The organism is Rhodothermaceae bacterium, from assembly GCA_009838195.1.
Lineage (GTDB): Bacteria > Bacteroidota > Rhodothermia > Rhodothermales > Bin80 > Bin80.
In genome coordinates this window covers 12,075-29,227 of the sequence record VXSC01000042.1, presented here as the reverse complement: position 1 = coordinate 29,227, position 17,153 = coordinate 12,075, and the positions used below count along the sequence as shown (strand labels likewise).

Sequence of the window (17,153 nt, the reverse complement as noted above, 5' to 3'; positions counted from 1 at the left end):
GAACTAAAACGACAAGCGGATTCCCCAATAGATATCGCGCGGATCCAGAAACGTAAGAAAACTCTGATTTGGCATATCGATATAGGCCTTGTCTTTGATAACCTGATCCACGACCTGCGAATCAGCGGGGCTCCACGCACTATCACGATAAACCAAATATTGTCTGGAGTCGAATTCCCAATAAATCACACCGTCCTTCGGGGCAGTAATACTCTCGCGATTAGGAATTCTCTGCATCGGTTGAAAAGCTACATCATAAGAACGATAGGCACCAATCTTGTCATTTCCCGGAATATTTGTCTGATAGTCATCCGATTCAGGTAGATGGAGAGACCTCAGATATGATAATTGATCGTTTCCATCAATGAATCCATTGAATGACAGATTGCGAAAATTCAACGCGTTAAAGATGTCCACGAAGAATTGGGCTCGTTTTCCGGCAATCGTCAGACTCCTAGTGAAGCGAAGGTTTACATTCCAATTATCCCGGAAGGACACATTATTGATGACACCTGGAATAGCCCCTCCGCCGGTCCAGGTGAATTTGGACCCTTTCTGCCAACTACCGATTACACTGATCCGCCAATCTCCTAGGATTGGAAAAGCTCCAACGCGAGGACCAAAATCTGCGGGAGTCAGAAAATCCAAATTTAGACGTGCATAGGGCCTGGGGACTGGTCTGGAGGATGCACGACGCCGTTCGGTATCACTTTCTGAAAATTCACGTTGCGCAGTTGGGTTTTCAAAGTTTTGCCGAAGACCGAAATAACCAGACGTGAATACCATATAAGTGTAATTCACAAATCCTTGGACCCAACGACCTTGATTCCGAGATAAGGTTACCTCAAATCCGCGAATATCTTCGAATGAATTTGGCTCATTAACCGTATAGTTTACCTGCCCATCACGGCTGATGTATTGAGTGAGATACGGCTGCAGAGACACATCCTTGTAGTAGCCAGCCATTCGAATCAGCAGTTGATCAAAAAGTGACTGCTCATAGCCAAGTTCGTATGCGACTGTCTTGGGTAAGGGATTGTTGGGATCCGCTACTCTACTAATCTGTCCGGTTTCTGTGAATTCGCGCAACAGAAATAAATTATTGGGGTCTGGAAGAGATCGGAAGTGTCCGTAATTGAAATACAGCTTGCTATACTCGGTAATAGGGAATGAAACTCCCATCCGAGGGCTCAAGGAAAAGATCTGGCGGGTGGACTCCTGCGTTAGAAGCGTGTCGATCACTGGGGCCAATCTTGCACTGAATGCGGGGCTGAATGGGTCAAAATTATACCAATCTCCGCCAGCATTAAAGTAGTCCAACCGGAGTCCCAGATTAGCAATCATTCCAGAGAATTCCAGTTTGCTCTGTGCATATGCAGCCCCTCGAACCGGGGTGCGATCCCACTGGGAGTGCGAATTACTACTTGGCAAAAATTCGTCAAAGCGTCCGTAATTCACCTTGGAATCTGAGAGGTTATACTCAACCCCTGTCTTTATTTGTAGAAATCGATTTAGTTGACTGGTGAGATCCGCTTTGATATTGTAGACTGTCACCACACTGCTATCACGAGCGTTACTCATACCCACACCCGTACGCATCCCATCCACTCCAAATGTAGGCTTGGGTTGAAACCCGTACGGAGCCTCATCAAATCCCACACCACCAAAGATTACAACCGGAGTCTCATCACGTAACCGTCCCGGATTTGTGTCGTAGTCAGAACGAAAGGCGTTCAGCCGTACTTCATAAAATGTGTTAGAGTTAAGAGAATGTGTCAGCTTCACCCCTCCCATAAAATTATTAACTTCCGCCGGAGTCCAATAATCCGTGGAAAAAATTCTGGAATCAATGAAACTGACGCGGCTGAGCTGACTGGCAATACTAAACGCGGAGCGAAAAATTCCGGGTTGTCCAACACGGCTGAGGGATGTACCTGTGATACGGCCTCTCAATCCCTCAATCGTAAGCTTCATCCCAGGTTGAAGATCAGCCGTCACCTTCAGATGCCCCGACCATTCTTGGTAGCTATCTGAGTGTAAGGGAATCAAGTACATGCTCTGATCGGCCCGAACCGAAGCGTAAAAGCGAAGTGCTCCCAAATACTGACTGATGAAAGGAACTGGCCCTCCAAAGCCCACATCAACATTGTAATCTGGACGAACCACTTCCATAGGTTTACGATGTTGCCAGAGGAAAGCCTGCTGGAGTGCTTCTGGAGTCATATCGTTGGAAGGATCATCGTCCTTGAGTCTCTCTTCGGAAATTGCAATCCATCCTTCAAATCGAGGGTATTGTGCCTGGGTAAATTCATCCCACCCCCCTGCTTCAGTCCCCCTAAATGCTACATCAGGATCTATGAATGGACGAATCCAGTAAGCACCCGGATCATCCGCCCGAGGCCCAAAGTGCTTTTGTGCAGGGGCACTATATCGGAGAATCGCACTACCGGTATATTGATTGCGTCCTCCTTCCTTGGTCACAACATTAACGACACCCGAACGAACATTCCCATACTCCGCGTTGAAGCCGCCCGTCTGAACCTGTACTTCCTCCACAGAGGAAAGACTAATGCTCGTGTAAGGGGCATTATTGCGTTCGTCTCTTAGGGTCAGACCATTGACCATAAATGAGAGTTCATCCGAGCCACTGCCACGAACAGAAAGTCCCTGAATCCCAGCCTGCAAACCAACTACACTATTAATGCTGGACACAGGAAGCGCCTCTATTTGATCAGAGGTTACATTTAGTTGGCTGTTGGATACGTCTGCCTGAACCACCGGTAATTCTGCTGTGACAATCATCTCTTCAAGCCCAACAGCGTCCTCCATAAGATGGAAGTCCACTGTCGTGGTCTGATCAATATTCACCCGAACCCCCTCAACAACTTGTGTGGCAAAGCCAATAAATGAAGAGCGGATGGTGTACGTACCGGGAGATACGTTTAGGATGGTATAATATCCGTCCAGATCAGAAGTAGCACCCTGCAAAGTAGCGGGTATAAAGATGTTAACGCCCGGTAGCCCTGCCCCAGACTCATCGGTCACCCGGCCAGCGATTTTGCCAGACTGGGCAAACACATTGCCCGCTGATAAAACAGATACCAAGGCAAATGTATGCAGGAACCGTACTAGCATTATAACAAAAAGCAGTGCAGACCTGAATGGAGAAGCATGAATTCTCTTGCTTTAGAGTAACATCTCACCGTGTTTCTGACCTTCTCGCTGTCGCAGGAACTAATACTAGCCCACTGAAACCCTTGTGTAATATAGATAATTAGAACTGTGTTATTGCCGATTTTTTCGAATTCACGAAAAATTCACAGTTTAAACATAGAATCTCCATAATGGAGATTGACTTTTGATTCGAGGCTGGGACTACCTTGCAATGCATTTACACTTATGCCATATCGAAAGCCCTCTTATCAATCCAACCACCTGGAAGATCCTCTATACTCTGCCAATGGATACCAGCCCTTCCACCCCCTTTGCCCCTAAAATCACACTTCGATGAATGGGCGGACCACAACGCTGACGATTTTCTGATGGTACACATTTTTCTGATCCAGGGCTGTCTTTTACGGATCTAATGTACACCCTCAAGACCGTCGCTTGGCAATAGTTTTCCTTCACAGATCAATCTGACCCATGCTGCGTGGACCAATGGCCACCCCATGTCGGAAAGAGCCTGCGACACCTTAAGGATCAACGGTTCGCTTCCGAGAGCGAGTTCCGGCAAAGTTATCCAAGCTACTACTAAGTGACTCGGATTGGGCCAGTCGGCAACTATTGACCACCCAGAATCAGGGGTAGGCCATCTCCCCCGCCACCAACGATTACAGTTTTGCTATTGGGTGAATTTGCAAGTTGCTGCGTAGCCTCAATTCCCTTGAAGCGCAGAAATTGCGAAGTGAGGCTTGCCGTGATAATCTGCTGGTATGCGGCTTCACCTTCCGCTTCAATGCGCTTGCGCTCTGCTTCAAGGCGTTCTTTTTCGATGGTAAATTCGTATCTCTCGGCCTCCTGCTCCTCTTTCAGTTTATTTTCGATGGCCATCTTGATTTGTTCTGGAAGCCGTACATCTCTGATTAAAATCGCTTCAACAAGGACATCTTCATTCCCTACGCTCTCCTTCACTCTGGCAAATATTTGATCCTGTAACTCTGTTCTTCGAGTAGAATAGAGCTCCTCGGGCGTAAACTGACCAATCACTTCTCGTACCGTACTACGAAGTTCTGGACCAATGAGCTTTCGGAAATAATCAACACCATAGTCGACATGTAAAACTGGAAGTGTCTCCGATATCGGTCGCCAGCGTACGGAAATATCCGTACCGATCGACAATCCGTTTGAGGAAAGCGCCTCCATATTCTCAAGTCTCTCCTGCACACGAACATCGTACTTGATTACATTAACCCACGGTGCATGGACCTTTAGCCCCTCACCGTAGACATCGTCCATGTCCGTTCCTCCGAAGATAGAATAGCGGACACCGGCCTCACCGGAAACAAGTGTCGTTGTCATACAACCGGCGGCCATCGCACCGACAACAAGGACAACCGCAGCGAGTATCGCCCCTCTTGTCAGAAGACGAGACATATTCGGCATATTTGATCTGTTATTCATTTCTTATCCTTAGGAACTCTGGGGATTCGTGGGAAGTAGCTATAACGGTTTACTCGATTACGAGTTGCAGTGTTGAACCCTATCCTTTGGTATGCGACAAACACTTGAAAAGCTTATCGGCGAAGGTTCTGTTGTTCGAGAGAACATCAGATTGGCCCCCTATACAACCATGAGGGTAGGAGGGCCAGCGGATTTTTTTGTAGAGGCAACAAATGCGACTGCACTCGAGAGTGCAGTAAGGGCCGTTCGAGGGTTGGACCTACCCTATTTTCTGTTAGGCAAGGGAGCTAACATCGTTATTGGAGATGGTGGCTTCCGTGGAGTCGTTATCCATAATTCTGCCGATCACATCTGCTTCAATGGAGATCTAGTTACCGCTGAAAGCGGGGCAACGATGTATCCCGACCTCATCGAACTCGCTGCAAGCCGATCCCTTTCCGGGCTTGAGCACTACGTCGGGATTCCCTCAACCGTAGGCGGGGCGCTCTGGCAGAATCTCCACTTCCTCTCTCCTGCCCCGGCGCGTGAACGTACGATGTTCATCGAAGAAGTTCTAGAATATGCCGACCTCCTTACGGAGGAAAATGAATCCAAGCGTGTCGGTGTTGATTATTTTGAATTCGGATATGACAAATCCATTCTGCACTGGCGGGATGACATTGTGCTGAGCGCGACGTTTCTGCTCCAGGAATCGAATCAAGCAGATATCTACAGAATCATGAAAGAAAATCTAGCCTGGCGCGCATTAAGGCATCCCGACCTAAAAACAGAACCGAGTGTCGGATCCATCTTCAAGAAAATCCAGGGAATTGGAGCCGGAAAGCTCATTGATGAATGTGGTCTCAAGGGAACCTGCTATGGAGGCATGGCCATCTCACATCTCCATGCCAACATCATCGTCAACCATGCAGATGGGACCGCGGCAGATCTCCAGGCACTGGTAGCCTACGTTCAAAAAGAGGTGACCCAACAGACAGGATATCACCTGGAAACAGAAGTTGAATTCGTCGGCGACTTCCATCCTCTGACCAGTGGAAAACCCGTGTTTCTGCCTCGACCAGAAGGCTTGGTTACTGCCGAGGAATTAGCCGCGCGCCACTCACCATGAGCATGCCCAACAAGCCAGCCAGCTGGATTGCTGGAGCGAAGTCTGTACTCCTGAAGGATCTCCGCCTTGAACTACGCAACAAATCCGTACTGGGCACACTGCTCATCTTCGTATTAAGCACATTGTTTTTAGTCCTGTTTGCCACCGCAAGAGAAGACCTCGGTCCCCGAACGAAGTCGGGCCTACTTTGGATCGTAATCCTTTTTACCGCAGCATTGGGGCTGGGACGAGTATTTCTGTCTGAGGAAGAACGTGGAACCGCAATCTTTTTGCGATTGCATACACGGGAAGGGATGGTTTATCTCGGCAAGCTTTGTTATAGCTTCCTGACGCTTCTGTGCGCGAATGCTGTTTCATCTGGGGTATTCCTGCTGCTTCTAAGTGTCGAGGTGGCACTACCCGAGCTTTTTATTCTGACGATTTGCCTAGGCACCCTGGGTCTTGCGGGGGCAACCACACTTCTAGCGGCGATTATTTCACGAACGGCACGTGGCGGACCGCTCCTTCCCGTTCTACTCTTTCCCCTTTTGATCCCTTTACTGCTTTCTGCCGTTGAAGCGACCCATCTAAGTTTTACGGGTCAGTCTTTTACCACAGATGGATGGAGTGCGGCCATTGGATCCTTGGTTACCATGGTAAGTTTTTCCGGTGTCGTGATTGCCGCGTCTATACTCCTTTTTGACTATGTCTGGGAGAACTAAATCAAGTCTATGCCTCGCAACTACAGGAGAATACGCCTGATCATTATTGTTTGGATGACGCTCGTTCTCTTAGGAGCGTTTTCTTTTGCCGGAACGTGGTTGAATATCCCACGTGTAGCCATGCTGGAGCACACCGCTCGGAATTTGTATTTCCATGTTCCGATGTGGTTTGCCATGATGGCATTGACAGCCCTTTCCGCCGTTCATGCCATTCAATGCCTGCGAACGAATAACCCGGTGAGCGATATTAGATCAAGCACTGCCGCACTGGTTGCGATTGTATTCGGACTGTTAGGACTGGCGACAGGTAGTATGTGGGCACGTTTCACCTGGTATGAAGGGACGAACATATGGTGGAATTTTGATCCGAAACAATCAATGGCTGCGGTCCAGGTACTGATCTACGGTGCATATTTTGCCCTTCGAGGTGCATTAGATGATCCAATCAAACGGGCAAGGATTGCAGCTGTCTATAATATTTTTGCATTTGTAACCGTGCCTTTCCTATTGTACGTTTTGCCACGTCAGTTAGAGAGCCTGCATCCCGGTGCCGAAGGGAATCCAGCATTCAGTGATATTACTGATCCGATTATGAGAGTTGTATTTTACCCAGCGGTGATCGGATTTATTGGTTTAGGGTGGCTGCTCTATACTCAACGCGTCCGGTTATCGCGTGCCTCTGCTACACTGCAGTCTATCTTGGGAAAGAACTTGTAAACAACATCATGCTCTCTCTGCTAATACAAACTTCCGGTTTTGAAGCTACGATGCTGGACAATGACAAACTGATGGTTGTCTTGGCCGTTGTCTTAATCATCTGGCTGGGGATCGTAATCTTCATCTATGCGACCGATCGAAAAATCAATCAAATTGAATCTTCGATCCAGCATCTTCTCGAAAACGAGAAGCCTGCCGAATAGGCTGATTCAGCTGCTACTTGGTGGACAATCTGATCGAGAAAAAACAGAATTTTATAGAGCCTTGGGGTAGATGATTGCCAGAAAATAGCACCGTAGCTGAACGCGATACTTCGGATATAGACAACCAGTTGGAATGATCGCAGTAGAACCAACAAGCCGAGCCCTTTAAACGCATGCGTAAGCCTCGCACCATTATCAGCCTGATTGCCCTTGTGGGATTTGCGTCGCTGCTTCTGTTCAGCTTCGGCGAACAGGTTGGTGGCTATATGCATTTTTCCGAAGCTGAGGCTTCAGGGACACGTGCTCATGTGGTCGGTTACTGGGTGCAGCCGGAGACGGCTCATTATGACCCGGAAGCCAATCTCTTCACATTCCATATGCAGGATGATGAAGGGACCGTGCGAAAAGTCCACTATCGCGACACAAAACCAGCAAGCTTTGAGAATGCGGAAAAACTGGTCGTGGAGGGCCGCCTGAATGGAGATATTTTCGAGGCAGAACATATCCTCATGAAGTGCCCCTCCAAGTATAGCGAAACGAATACTTTAAATCAGATTCCTCCCTCCTAAACACGCCTAATCCGCGTACTCACACCTCTCTCAGCGGATACCCCTGATTTTACTCTTTGCAGGACCTTCGAGAGTAATAGTATTGGGTAACCGCCAACGATTAGTCATCCTCTCCACAACTGATTTTTGGGCATCCTGATTTGCATACTGATTCAAAGCTGCTTGCGCCTCAATCAAGTTCGCTTTGATATCGTACAACCTGCGGAGAACTTCCCCATCCAGTTCCGTGATTCGATTGCTGTGTTTCTGTATTGTCCTTGCCGTTCCATGTAAGGCACAGGAGTACGCGTTCTCCATCGCACGTGTCAAATACGGAGGTGGTGGGGACTGGTACAGCGACGAACAGTCACTCCCGGAGCTCTTGGCTTACGCACGAACTGAAACGCTGGTGAACGCTGCGCCAACACCGGAGGTTGTTGAACTTTCCAATAATCGATTATTCACCTTTCCATACCTGTACCTGACAGGACATGGCAATGTGGTGTTTACAGAACAGGAGGTCACCCAGCTACGCCAGTACCTAGAGCAGGGAGGCTTCCTGCATATTGATGATAACTATGGTCTGGACGAAGCCATTCGCCGTGAAATGGCTAAAGTGTTTCCGCAACAGGAATTTGTCGAACTTCCCTTTGACCACACAATCTATCATGCTCATTATTCATTCCCCAATGGTCTGCCAAAAATCCACGAGCACGATGGCAAACCACCTCAAGGGTTGGGGCTATTTGATAGCTACGGCCGCCTTTGTGTGTTCTACAGCTACGAGAGTGATCTCGGCGATGGCTGGGAGCCCGAATCGGTGCATGACCTTCCACCAGAAATCCGCGAATCCGCTCTCAAAATGGGAACCAATATCCTGGTATATGCCATGATGGGGAGCAATTGACCTAATCTTATCCATCATTCACATGAGTCATCTTTTATCACAGGATCCCGAAATTCACGCCGCGATTGAACGGGAAGTCCACCGCCAGAACTACGGCCTAGAATTGATCGCTTCGGAAAATTTTGTGTCCAGAAGTGTCATGCAAGCCCAAGGCTCTGTCTTCACGAATAAATATGCCGAGGGGCTGCCTGGCCGGCGCTACTACGGCGGTTGTGAATTTACGGATGTCGCTGAGGATTTGGCGCGCAGTCGCGCAAAAGAACTGTTTCAATGCGACTGGGTCAATGTGCAGCCCCATTCAGGAGCCTCCGCCAATGCTGCCGTTTATCTAAGCTGCCTGAAGCCGGGAGACACCTTCCTTGGCCTTAATCTTGCTCATGGCGGACACCTGACACATGGAAGCCCTGTAAATTTCTCGGGTATCTGGTTTCAGGCAACGTATTATGGGGTAAACAAAGATGGGCGTATTGATATGGATCGCGTCCGGGACAAAGCAAAATCCATCAACCCCAAACTGATTTCTATTGGAGCCAGCGCATACTCGCGCGATTTTGATTATGAGGCATTTCGAGCAATTGCGGATGAAATTGGTGCACTCCTGTGGATGGATATGGCGCACCCTGCCGGATTAATTGCCGCTGGGATCCTGAACGACCCGCTACCTCATGCCCATATCGTCACAACAACTACGCACAAGACACTTCGTGGACCGCGTGGGGGAATGATACTGATCGGAAATGATTTTGAAAACCCCTTTGGCAAAGTTGCCCCAAAGAGCGGCCGTGTCCGCAATATGAGTGAATTGCTTGATTCTGCCGTCTTTCCCGGTATGCAAGGTGGCCCACTCGTACATGTCATTGCAGCCAAAGCAGTTGCCTTCAAAGAGGCGCTGCAGCCCGAATTTGTTGAATACGCGCGACAGGTGCAAAAAAATGCAGCCGTCATGGCACAATCTTTTTTGTCGCGTGGCTACGATGTTGTGAGTGGAGGAACCGATAACCATCTGGTGTTGGTTGACCTTCGCAGCAAAAATATTACTGGACGGGATGCAGAGCGTGCGTTGCAGGCAGCGCACATCACGGTGAATAAAAACATGGTCCCCTTTGATGATAAAAGCCCATTCGTCACCAGTGGGATCCGTTTGGGAACGGCCGCTGTTACGACACGAGGATTTAAAGAAGCAGACATTGAGGAGGTGGTTATGCTGATTGATCGTGTTCTGAATGCACCCATTGACGAGTCCATCCGGCACAAGGTGAAAAACGAAGTACACGGCCTCTGCGAAAACCATCCCCTTTACGACTTTGTGATTGCATAGACCCCACCCACATTACCTTGAGATTGGACTCATCCGCCATCATACGCCCGCAGAATCAAGCCAAATGCACACCTCATGATTGGTACTGAAGCCTCGTAGATCCTATTTTTCTGAACCGACTAGACTAGGTTTTGTATACAGATGTCGTCCTTACAAAGAGATCCATGAAGGTCGGAAAAATAGATAAATCGGCCTACTTACATCATTCAGGCTTATCGGAAGAAATTTACGATATGGCCCTGGTATCTAGTGAGGAGGAAGGGATTATAGATCCTGAAGGCGGAGAGGTTGATTGGCTTTTGGATATGCGGATCCCCCTCCTCGATGGTAGTATTGCCTCCAGGCTCGGTGACCTGATCGCTGATCGGGTACGTGCGACTGGCTGTAGACAAGTCGCTGGCTATGGATTTGGTGGCAACGCGATGGTCTGTGCGACTATTCATGCCGATGGGTATCCACATCTTCTGGGCGGTTTCATCCGGGTGCAACGCAAACCGCACGGACGACGGCGCCTGATCGAAGGCCCGCTTGACCCTCGCCTTCCCGTCGTACTTCTGGACGATCTACTAAACAGTGGAGCGACCGCACTCCGTGCACTTCATCAACTCAGAAGGGAAGGATTTAAGGTGATAGGATTCTTTACAATCTTTGAATTCACCTGGGGCAATGGACGGGCAAAGCTTGAAAAAGAAGGGTTGTGGGTTGATACACTGATGGAGTTGGCGCTCAACCAAAAAAATACGGGGAGTTCTGACTCGGCTGTTCGCGTTTAAGGATAATGGGCTTCAATTGGCGAAGACTATTTCGACGTAGCAAGACCGCAAAAGCCTCTACTGCGATTCAACAAGCAGAGACGCAGGCCGTCGCTGAGCCGCGAGAAGAAGAGCTACCAGAAGGCAGTGAAATGTCCTTTCTGGATCACCTTGAGGATCTGCGCTGGACCATTATCAAAGGAGTCGGCGGAGTGGTTCTCATGACCATTGTCGCGGCAATCTTCCATGATTGGGTCGTAGACGTGATCCTCATGGGTCCTGCCAAATCGGACTTTATCACCTATCAGCTCCTAGGCCTTGACTTCGCCGACCTGCATCTACAAAACCGTACGGTGACCGGCCAGTTCTTTGCGCTTGTAGGTATTGTGATGGCAGTGGGGCTTGTCGCCGGCTCGCCGATTCTCATCTACTATGTCTGGAAATTTATTGAGCCGGGACTCTATCCAAAGGAAAAGGCTGGCATGAAATTTATTGCGGCCTTCGCAACATTCTTTTTTGTTGTCGGGATTCTGTTCGGATATCTAGTCATTACTCCTCTGGCACTCAATTTTTTCAGCAATTTTATAATCTCTGATATTGTCCACAACGAATTTGATATCACCCGGTATTTCAGCAGTGTCACCTGGTGGGCTTTTGGAGCCGGCATCCTTTTCGAGCTCCCGGTTGTGATTTACTTCCTCACAAAACTAGGCATTGCAACCCCCAAACGTCTACGTGCGGTTCGCAAGTATGCGTTTTTGAGCGTTTTCATCATTGGTGCGATCGTGACTCCTGCGGATCCCTTCTCTATGTTTGCTGCTGCCCTACCGCTGTATCTACTCTACGAAGGATCCATCATCGTTGCCGCTTGGACAGAGCGCAAAAGAATTCGTGAGCTCAATAAAGTGTTTGGAGACGACAATTAATTCAATTGCCCCCAGACCCACAAGAGTGTTCGCACACCCAGTACGGCGCAGATCAGCGTCACTAGAATTCCGAGACCCAAATACCACCGCGGCATCACAACTGCCTTTTGCCTGGTTGCCAATAGCAGAACAAACCCGGCAATGAAGGGCAACAATAGCCCGTTCGCTGCCTGCGCAGCAATAATGATTTCCAAGGGATTGCGCCCATAAAATGCAAAGCCCATCCCGGTGAGCAAAACGGAAACCCAGACCAAACGGAACCCGGCGTGTTTGGGATCATCCGGCCATCCAAAAATTTCGCGGACTCCACATCCCGCTGCTAACGGCGCCGTGACTGCGGAAGTGATCCCCGCTGCAAAGAGTCCAACCCCAAAAAGCAACTCCGCAAATGGACCAGCTGCTGGTCGGATGACTGGAGCAATTGCTGCAACGGATCCCACAGAACCAGTCTCTAGTGTTGCACCCGCAAGTAGGATTGCAATCGAAACAATCCCTCCCAGAGGCAGGAAAATAGCCATCCCCGTCAACTCACGCCGCCAGGCAAACTGCGAATCAAAGCCAGTCCAGTATTTTTTGGCGGCACTCCCATGCAAGAAAAGGTTGTACGTAACAACGGTTGTGCCTACTAGTGCAATCGTGCGTACCAGTCCACCTTCTGGAATTCTTGGAAGAATCAACCCCTGAAATGCCTGTTGCCAATCAACAGGTGCCAAAAACATCGTGACCAGAAATACCACACTCATTAACAAAACCAAGCCCGCCAACACTCTGGTTGCAGTACGCAGCCCCAAATAGAGCACGATTGCGGCCAGCCCGCCGACCAGAAGCACCAATACACCGTCCGGTACCGCCATCAGGCTACTCATACCCGCTACCGCCCCCGCAATATTCCCCGTCTCAAATGCTGCAGTACCCGCCCAGAGTCCCAGAACAACCAATGAAATCACCACCCACCGTACTGACGAATCCTGCGTATACCTGCGGAGTGCCTCTCCCATACCGAGACCGGATAAAATTCCCGCCCCGGCTGTGAAGGATTGAAGGATGAATGTAGCACAAACAGAAAATAACAAGACCCATCCCAGCGCGTAACCAAATTCAATCCCTGCAGTCGCACACGTCAAGACTGTGCCGGGACCCACGAAGGCGGCGACGACCAAAGAAGAGGTTCCCAGTTGCAACCGGGATCGTTTCATTGAAGCCTCGTGCTACGAGATGGTCCAAGTATCTGCAGCATGCAAGAGTGCATCCAGGTCTCCTGGACCACGCTTTTCTGTCACAGTGGTGATCTGCTCCTGTAAGCGCTGCTCATACGTAGGCCGTTCTTCACGGAAAAGGACACCAAACGGGCGTGGCATATCTGGTTGCTGAGACATCCGGCTTATGATCCCCGAAAGCTCCAGACTGTTTTCGTCATAAACAATGGCATCCTCTGCCGAGAAATGTCCTGCATCGAGGTCAAAGACAACAGGGTTGAATCCATCCAACCGGACCCCCTTGGTTTCCTTCGCAAACAACATAGGTTTGCCGTGCTCAAGGTAGATGGTTCGATCTGGCTTCGTTGCCTTTTCCGTGAATTCAAAGAAAGCACCGTCGTTATAGATATTGCAATTCTGATAAATCTCAATGAATGCACTCCCTTTATGCGCATGTGCACGCCGAAGTATTTGAGTCAAATGTTTGGTATCCCGATCCGCTGTTCTTGCTACGAAAGAAGCGGAGGCACCCAAAGCAAGTGAAAGTGGATTAAACGGGGGCGTAATCGACCCAAACGGGCTACTCTTGGTCACTTTCCCAATCTCGCTCGTCGGACTGTACTGTCCCTTCGTCAAGCCATAGATCTGATTATTGAAGAGCAGAATCTGTAAGTTCACGTTCCGGCGCAGTATATGAATCAAATGGTTGCCTCCAATGGACAAGGCGTCCCCGTCACCCGTCACAAGCCAAACATCGAGATCTGGTCGCGAGGCCTTCAATCCAGTAGCCACGGTTGGAGCACGTCCGTGAATGGAATGCATTCCGTACGTGTTCATATAGTAGGGAAACCGACTCGAGCAGCCAATCCCGCTGATGAATACAACTTTTTCCCGTTTTACTTCCAGTTGTGGCATCAATCGCTGAACACTGGCCAGAATTGCATAGTCTCCGCAACCTGGACACCATCGTACGTCCTGATCGCTCGCGAAGGCTTTGCGATCAATTCTGGGCTTCGACGGACCTGGCCTCCGCGGCCCACGACCTGGCGGCAAGGTTGGCTTTCTAGAGGGAGGTAAGGTCGGCATCAATGATGTTTTTTACAGTGGTGAAGAGCAGCATCTACGATCTCACTTGCCTTGAACGGTTGGCCCTGAATCTTATTCAGGCCAGCAAACGGCAACAGGAAACGATCTCGCAGAATACGAACCATCTGTCCCTTGTTCAATTCAGGGACCAAGTGATGCTCAAAATGTCCCAGCACGCCTCCCAGATCCGATGGCAGCGGATTAATATAGCGTAGTTGCACGGTCCCTGCCTTCAGTCCATGATCCCTCAATCGATCTACCGCTGTCTTGATCGCGCCCTCGGTTGAGCCCCATCCAATAATAAGAATGTCCCCCTCAGAATCACCATATATCTCAATCGGCTGAATGAACTGAGCAACCCTCATCACTTTGTCTGCACGAAGGTTCGTCATGAATTCGTGATTCTCGGGATCATAGGAGACTTCTCCCGTCTCGTGCTGCTTTTCTAGACCACCTAAGCGATGCTCCAAACCCGGCGTGCCGGGCTTTGCCCACGGCCTTGCAAGCGTTGCCTCATCGCGCAGATACGGGAGAAATGTCTTCTGACCATCTACCATTTGGTTGGGTTTGTTTGCGAAGGAAATCGAGAAATCCTCTAAATCCTTGGTTGATGGAATGCGCCAGGGCTCAGAGCCATTTGCCACATATCCATCAGCTAACAGAATTACGGGGGTCATATGGCGCACGGCTACGCGACAAGCCTCATACGCCGCGTGGAAGCAATCTCCAGGGGTCGACGCAGCAATGACCGGCAATGGCGCTTCTCCATTGCGACCATACATGCACTGAAGAAGATCACTCTGTTCCGTCTTGGTTGGCAGTCCAGTCGATGGCCCCCCTCGCTGCACGTTAATAATTACCATCGGCAGTTCCATCATCACTGCCAATCCAATCCCCTCCGCCTTGAGCGTCAACCCGGGTCCGCTGGTCGCACAGACTCCCAAATTCCCACCAAAACTGGCCCCGATTGTTGCACCGATTGCGGCAATTTCATCTTCAGCCTGGAAGGTTTTTACACCAAAATTCTTATGCCTGCTTAACTGATGAAGTAGATCCGAAGCGGGCGTGATAGGGTAACTGCTGTAGAACAGGTCAAGGTTGCTTTTATTGCTGGCTGCAACCAATCCCAGAGCAAGAGACTCTACGCCACGGATCGCACGGTAAACCCCTGGTTCGAGCCGTGCGGGGGCAACCTTGTATTGAATAATAAAGTCTTCCGTGGTTTCGCCGTAATGAAATCCTTTCTTCAATACATGTATGTTCGCATTCAGAAGCTCAGGAAGACTGGCAAACTTGTGAGACAACCAGTCCAGCGCGGGTTCAAGTGGGCGTGAGTACAGCCATAGCGTCAGTCCCAGCGCGAACATATTTTTGCTACGATCAACAACTTTCTTGTCCAGACCAAAGTCCTTGAGCGCCTCCTCGGTCATCCGTGACAATTCAACCTCAAAGACCCGGTAGTTCTTCCGCAGCTCTTCATCTTCCAAAGGGTTGGTATCCCCATATCCTGCAAGTTTCAGGTTATGGGGTTTGAATGCGTTCACATTGATCACGATAGCTCCACCGCGTCGAACACGCGATAGGTTGACTTTCAACGCCGCCGGATTCATCGCTACGAGCAAATCGACCTCATCGCCCGGAGTTCGAACGTTGACCGAACCAAAATGCAGTTGATAGCCACTCACACCGTAGGTCGTCCCGGCTGGTGCACGGATTTCCGCCGGAAAATCCGGCAAGGTTGCCAGATCATTCTGTGCAAAAGCTGTCGCCAAAGTGAACTGGGAACCAGTCAACTGCATCCCATCACCGGAATCCCCCGCAAAAAGCACGGTTGCTTCGCTGAGGGATTTTACAGATTTTGTTTCGGTGGTGATATTTACAGAATCATCCTCCATTAGACTTCCAGTACTTCAACGGTTTCGTCAACGTTACTGCAATATTCAACTGCTTGTGGGTCCGCGTGTTGAGGTAAATATACCTAAAATGAATCGTGCACCCTTGTTCTTTTCGGTGTTTCAATGCCCGATGCCCTGATCGCGGGATTGCCTCGCAATCGGGAACGGATGCTGATATGCATACGTGTCCCTGAACAAGCATCCGAATTTGGGTTACAATCCATTACGAGCGTGGCATCGCTGGGCATGATGTTACGATAAGTGACGGGATGGGTCACGTCCCAAACTGTCGTGTCCGTGTACCCACTGCTTTGTGGAAACGTTTCGTGCGAGCATGGTTCGTTTTGGGTTATAATCCCCGCGTGCTGCGTATACTGTGGGCGGGAATACCTGTTATAACATGAAACACCCTGATTGATATGCTTCACTATACTTCGGTCACTGAGGATATTTCGGTCACGGTGTCGCCTGTCTATCTCGACGCAGAATCAAGCTATTTTCTGGACCGGTTTGCATTTGCCTACTATGTAATGATTACGAACCACCGACGCAATCCAGTCCGGCTTCTTCGAAGATACTGGAATATCCAGGAAAAGGACCAAGCTCCCAGAGAGGTTGAGGGAAGAGGAGTTGTTGGTCAACAACCTCTCATTCATCCGGGAGAATCCTACCACTATAATAGCTTCTGCATCCTCAACTCCTTTGAGGGGAGCATGGAGGGCAACTACACGATGGAGACGGAAGGTGGCGATAAGTTCTTGGTTGAGATTCCCAAATTTGACCTGAAAGCCCGGGTAAACTAAGGGGAATTAGATATTTAGCCGCAACCCTGTGAAGACGATAACTGGGGGAATTGAAGTTGAGAGGATGCGGCAAAACCTACGCTAATCACCATAGCGATTCAGGAGGATCGGATAAAGATGCATAAAGTCACTGTCCTTTGAGGCCTCGCTCAGTCCCGAACGCACGGACCGCACGCTGAGGGTACATTGAATGCCATGTTAGAGGGAATTTCCTTTTGATCTACCAGGTTGATGGTTCGCCGAGGCAGAGCGAATCCGACAACTTCGTTCGTACTCGTACCCAATCCGAACTCTTCAAATGACCTAGTTCAGCTATCCCCAGCATGCCCTATCCATGATCTAAGACTGTAGATTTTCAATGCGACGATTC

At 49.5% G+C, this 17,153-nt stretch carries 15 protein-coding genes; 10 read left to right on the top strand and 5 right to left on the bottom strand.

The genetic code is table 11. From position 1 onward, the window contains the following. Window positions 1-3: 3 nt before the first annotated feature. Entirely contained in the window at window positions 4-3,135 is a 3,132-nt protein-coding gene (locus F4Y64_09530) for an outer membrane beta-barrel protein (protein MXX97838.1), read from the bottom strand. A 648-nt stretch (window positions 3,136-3,783) separates the two neighbouring features. Further along, window positions 3,784-4,623 carry a prohibitin family protein gene (locus F4Y64_09525; GenBank protein MXX97837.1) on the bottom strand — a complete coding sequence of 280 codons (840 nt, stop codon included), beginning with the start codon at window positions 4,621-4,623 and terminating at the stop codon, window positions 3,784-3,786. A 91-nt stretch (window positions 4,624-4,714) separates the two neighbouring features. Here F4Y64_09525 and murB point away from each other — a divergent pair, with 91 nt between their 5' ends. From murB to tatC, 9 genes are all read left to right on the top strand, one after another. Then, entirely contained in the window at window positions 4,715-5,731 is a 1,017-nt protein-coding gene (gene murB, locus F4Y64_09520; GenBank protein MXX97836.1) for a UDP-N-acetylmuramate dehydrogenase, read from the top strand. A gap of 2 nt (window positions 5,732-5,733) precedes the next feature. Next, window positions 5,734-6,432 (top strand): heme ABC transporter permease CcmB, encoded by a 699-nt coding sequence (locus F4Y64_09515; protein ID MXX97835.1) that lies wholly within the window; start codon window positions 5,734-5,736, stop codon window positions 6,430-6,432. A 54-nt stretch (window positions 6,433-6,486) separates the two neighbouring features. Continuing rightward, on the top strand, window positions 6,487-7,149 hold the full coding sequence (locus F4Y64_09510) for a cytochrome C assembly protein (protein MXX97834.1): 663 nt from the start codon (window positions 6,487-6,489) through the stop codon (window positions 7,147-7,149). An 8-nt stretch (window positions 7,150-7,157) separates the two neighbouring features. Beyond that, the gene (locus F4Y64_09505) at window positions 7,158-7,352 is read left to right on the top strand and encodes a hypothetical protein (GenBank protein ID MXX97833.1); all 195 of its coding nucleotides are present in this window, start codon (window positions 7,158-7,160) and stop codon (window positions 7,350-7,352) included. 173 nt (window positions 7,353-7,525) lie between these two features. Beyond that, window positions 7,526-7,921 (top strand): cytochrome c maturation protein CcmE, encoded by a 396-nt coding sequence (locus F4Y64_09500; GenBank protein MXX97832.1) that lies wholly within the window; start codon window positions 7,526-7,528, stop codon window positions 7,919-7,921. 226 nt (window positions 7,922-8,147) lie between these two features. Continuing rightward, a complete protein-coding gene (locus tag F4Y64_09495) occupies window positions 8,148-8,807 on the top strand; it encodes a DUF4159 domain-containing protein (protein MXX97831.1) in 660 nt (219 codons plus the stop codon). A gap of 22 nt (window positions 8,808-8,829) precedes the next feature. Beyond that, window positions 8,830-10,125 (top strand): serine hydroxymethyltransferase, encoded by a 1,296-nt coding sequence (locus F4Y64_09490; protein ID MXX97830.1) that lies wholly within the window; start codon window positions 8,830-8,832, stop codon window positions 10,123-10,125. Window positions 10,126-10,289: 164 nt separating this feature from the next. Next, window positions 10,290-10,898, top strand: a complete 609-nt coding sequence (locus F4Y64_09485; protein MXX97829.1) for an orotate phosphoribosyltransferase — start codon at window positions 10,290-10,292, stop codon at window positions 10,896-10,898. Window positions 10,899-11,029: 131 nt separating this feature from the next. Beyond that, the gene (tatC, locus tag F4Y64_09480) at window positions 11,030-11,803 is read left to right on the top strand and encodes a twin-arginine translocase subunit TatC (protein ID MXX97828.1); all 774 of its coding nucleotides are present in this window, start codon (window positions 11,030-11,032) and stop codon (window positions 11,801-11,803) included. Here tatC and F4Y64_09475 read toward each other — a convergent pair. From F4Y64_09475 to F4Y64_09465, 3 genes are read right to left on the bottom strand one after another with little or no spacing between them, the layout of a single operon-like run. After that, window positions 11,800-12,999 carry a divalent metal cation transporter gene (locus tag F4Y64_09475; protein MXX97827.1) on the bottom strand — a complete coding sequence of 400 codons (1,200 nt, stop codon included), beginning with the start codon at window positions 12,997-12,999 and terminating at the stop codon, window positions 11,800-11,802. The two genes, tatC and F4Y64_09475, sit on opposite strands and share 4 nt — an antisense overlap. 12 nt (window positions 13,000-13,011) lie before the next feature. Further along, the gene (locus tag F4Y64_09470) at window positions 13,012-14,085 is read right to left on the bottom strand and encodes a 2-oxoacid:ferredoxin oxidoreductase subunit beta (GenBank protein ID MXX97826.1); all 1,074 of its coding nucleotides are present in this window, start codon (window positions 14,083-14,085) and stop codon (window positions 13,012-13,014) included. Next, window positions 14,085-15,980 carry a 2-oxoacid:acceptor oxidoreductase subunit alpha gene (locus F4Y64_09465; protein MXX97825.1) on the bottom strand — a complete coding sequence of 632 codons (1,896 nt, stop codon included), beginning with the start codon at window positions 15,978-15,980 and terminating at the stop codon, window positions 14,085-14,087. Before F4Y64_09465 ends, F4Y64_09470 begins: the two co-directional genes overlap by 1 nt. 419 nt (window positions 15,981-16,399) lie before the next feature. Between F4Y64_09465 and apaG the strand changes: the two genes are divergently transcribed. Beyond that, window positions 16,400-16,783: a Co2+/Mg2+ efflux protein ApaG gene (gene apaG, locus F4Y64_09460; protein ID MXX97824.1), complete on the top strand. Its 384-nt coding sequence runs from the start codon at window positions 16,400-16,402 to the stop codon at window positions 16,781-16,783. Window positions 16,784-17,153 lie beyond the last annotated feature (370 nt).

Coding starts and splice junctions, on each gene's coding strand:
- F4Y64_09530 (MXX97838.1), bottom strand. CDS start 3,135: ATGCTAGTACGGTTCCTGCATACATTTGCCTTGGTATCTGTTTTATCA.
- F4Y64_09525 (MXX97837.1), bottom strand. CDS start 4,623: ATGAATAACAGATCAAATATGCCGAATATGTCTCGTCTTCTGACAAGA.
- murB (MXX97836.1), top strand. CDS start 4,715: ATGCGACAAACACTTGAAAAGCTTATCGGCGAAGGTTCTGTTGTTCGA.
- F4Y64_09515 (MXX97835.1), top strand. CDS start 5,734: ATGCCCAACAAGCCAGCCAGCTGGATTGCTGGAGCGAAGTCTGTACTC.
- F4Y64_09510 (MXX97834.1), top strand. CDS start 6,487: ATGACGCTCGTTCTCTTAGGAGCGTTTTCTTTTGCCGGAACGTGGTTG.
- F4Y64_09505 (MXX97833.1), top strand. CDS start 7,158: ATGCTCTCTCTGCTAATACAAACTTCCGGTTTTGAAGCTACGATGCTG.
- F4Y64_09500 (MXX97832.1), top strand. CDS start 7,526: ATGCGTAAGCCTCGCACCATTATCAGCCTGATTGCCCTTGTGGGATTT.
- F4Y64_09490 (MXX97830.1), top strand. CDS start 8,830: ATGAGTCATCTTTTATCACAGGATCCCGAAATTCACGCCGCGATTGAA.
- F4Y64_09485 (MXX97829.1), top strand. CDS start 10,290: ATGAAGGTCGGAAAAATAGATAAATCGGCCTACTTACATCATTCAGGC.
- tatC (MXX97828.1), top strand. CDS start 11,030: ATGTCCTTTCTGGATCACCTTGAGGATCTGCGCTGGACCATTATCAAA.
- F4Y64_09475 (MXX97827.1), bottom strand. CDS start 12,999: ATGAAACGATCCCGGTTGCAACTGGGAACCTCTTCTTTGGTCGTCGCC.
- F4Y64_09470 (MXX97826.1), bottom strand. CDS start 14,085: ATGCCGACCTTACCTCCCTCTAGAAAGCCAACCTTGCCGCCAGGTCGT.
- F4Y64_09465 (MXX97825.1), bottom strand. CDS start 15,980: ATGGAGGATGATTCTGTAAATATCACCACCGAAACAAAATCTGTAAAA.
- apaG (MXX97824.1), top strand. CDS start 16,400: ATGCTTCACTATACTTCGGTCACTGAGGATATTTCGGTCACGGTGTCG.